3 protein-coding genes are annotated in these 1,792 nt (G+C 38.9%); 1 reads left to right on the forward strand and 2 read right to left on the reverse strand.

Annotated features, from left to right (window positions below; genetic code table 11):
* Positions 1-416, reverse strand: a 416-nt coding sequence (locus DYY66_RS05545; RefSeq protein WP_166286923.1) for an ATP-binding cassette domain-containing protein, incomplete at its 3' end; no start/stop codon positions are given.
* 91 nt (positions 417-507) lie between these two features.
* Complete coding sequence (locus DYY66_RS05550) at positions 508-954, reverse strand: PRC-barrel domain-containing protein (protein WP_166286925.1); 447 nt, start codon at positions 952-954, stop codon at positions 508-510.
* A gap of 89 nt (positions 955-1,043) precedes the next feature.
* On the opposite strand from DYY66_RS05550, the gene DYY66_RS05555 reads away from it, so the two are divergent.
* The gene (locus DYY66_RS05555) at positions 1,044-1,361 is read left to right on the forward strand and encodes a nitroreductase/quinone reductase family protein (protein WP_166286927.1); all 318 of its coding nucleotides are present in this window, start codon (positions 1,044-1,046) and stop codon (positions 1,359-1,361) included.
* Positions 1,362-1,792: the final 431 nt, after the last annotated feature.

The raw sequence follows: 1,792 nt of genomic DNA on the forward strand, positions 1-1,792 counted from the left end.
CCTCCAGAGTATGTTACAGCAGTCTCGTGTTGCCTGTCTGCGAGTTCGATGATACCAAGGATTTCGTCGATTCTCTTTGTTCTGATACTCTTTGGAATGTGGTTTAGTCTGGCCTGTAACTCTAGGTTTTCACGGCCTGTTAGATATTCATCAACTGTAGAGTCTTGTTGTACATAACCAATGTTTTGTCGTACGTTCTTTGCCTGTGTTGTAACATCATACCCTGCAACAAATGCCTTTCCAGAAGTTGGTTTTAGCAGAGTTGTAAGAATCATTATAGTTGTACTTTTTCCTGCACCGTTAGGACCAAGAAAACCAAAGATCTCTCCGTTTTCAAGTTTGATTGAAATTTCATCGACTGCCTTGAGTCCACTGTGATAAACTTTGGATAGCCTGTCAGTTTCTACTGCGTACAACAAAAAACAAGAGATCAATGTATTATAAATTGCTAGTAGTTAGAATGATACCAATATTGAATGTGCAAAAATAAAAAAGATGAAAAAGGAATTATGGATTTTTGTATTGGTCTTTTGTTTGTCTGAGTATTACCTTGTCGCCAACGCCCCAGATTTCTGAAGTTCTAAAGATTCTTGAACTTGTTAGACCTGCAGAGACTTCGATGGATTCTAGTTCGTTTGTATCAACTGACATGTGAAGTCTCTTTATCTTACCAACCTTGTGGCCATCAATGTCAACTACTTGAGAGTCGATTCTGATTGGTGCAGAAGACAGTAAGACTGATTCTTCAGTGAATCTGTCGATATAGTCTCGGGATAGAAAGTGGTCCTTCTGCAGTCCCTTGTGAACTGTAATTCCCACTACTTCTAGTGTGTCGGTATTGATGTGAATGTGTTTGACATTGCCATACTCTATACCTTCTCTGTCAATGACTTTTTTTCCCTTGAAATCATCTGCTTTGATGTGTTTTCCGTCATATTCAATTTGCGTAGCCATTGACTGGGACTTGTCAAGTCAGTTTATTGAAGGAGGTATCAGAGTTTTCAATCCAATCGGTTAAATTCTTTATAACCAAAACCGGTATCATGGATATTCCAGAAGATACGTTCAAGGCTGTACTTGTTACTACCGGAAGAAAGACTGGAAAAGAGCATGCAGTAGAGATACGGGCGGTATTTCACCAGGGCAAGTTTTATTTTTCTAGGAGAAATCCTGACAGCGACTGGCTAAAAAACTCGCTAAAAAATCCAAGTGTCAAGGTACTGTACCATGGAGAGACCATTCTGGGTACTGCATCATTGGTTGATGACCAGGAATTGTGCAAAAAAATATCGCAGATGAAATATTCTGATAAACGATCAGAGGAAGCAAGAATAGTTTTGCAAGTTATCCCATGTGTATGATAGTTGTCATGCCACGCCTTTCATGTTCCTGTCCATCTTTTGTTTCTGTAACAACTGCTGTAAATGATATGACATCTCTTGGTTGGCATTTTTGTGCATCCATTTTTAGGTGAATGTCCATCAAGTCAGAATCTGTATCAGNCAGGAGTTGTGGAACTAATCAAAAATCTTTTTTCTTTTTGATGCCATCCTAGTTTTACTTTATATCCTTCTCTTCCAACTGCCTTGATGTTGATGTCAATTATTCCAGGCTTGGCAAGTGTATATCCTGACATGTTGTTGACAAAGATTCCAATCTGAAATGGATATCCAGCAGTGCTTTCTGCCATCTTTTGGATTCCGTCATTCATTACAACATCGATTCCCTTGATTGTAGTTGCAATCTTTGCAATCCATTCGTTTGTGCGTTCTACAATTGCATGAATCTGTGT

It is taken from the genome of Candidatus Nitrosotalea sp. FS, assembly GCF_011319475.1.
In the GTDB taxonomy this organism is placed as follows: Archaea; Thermoproteota; Nitrososphaeria; order Nitrososphaerales; family Nitrosopumilaceae; genus Nitrosotalea.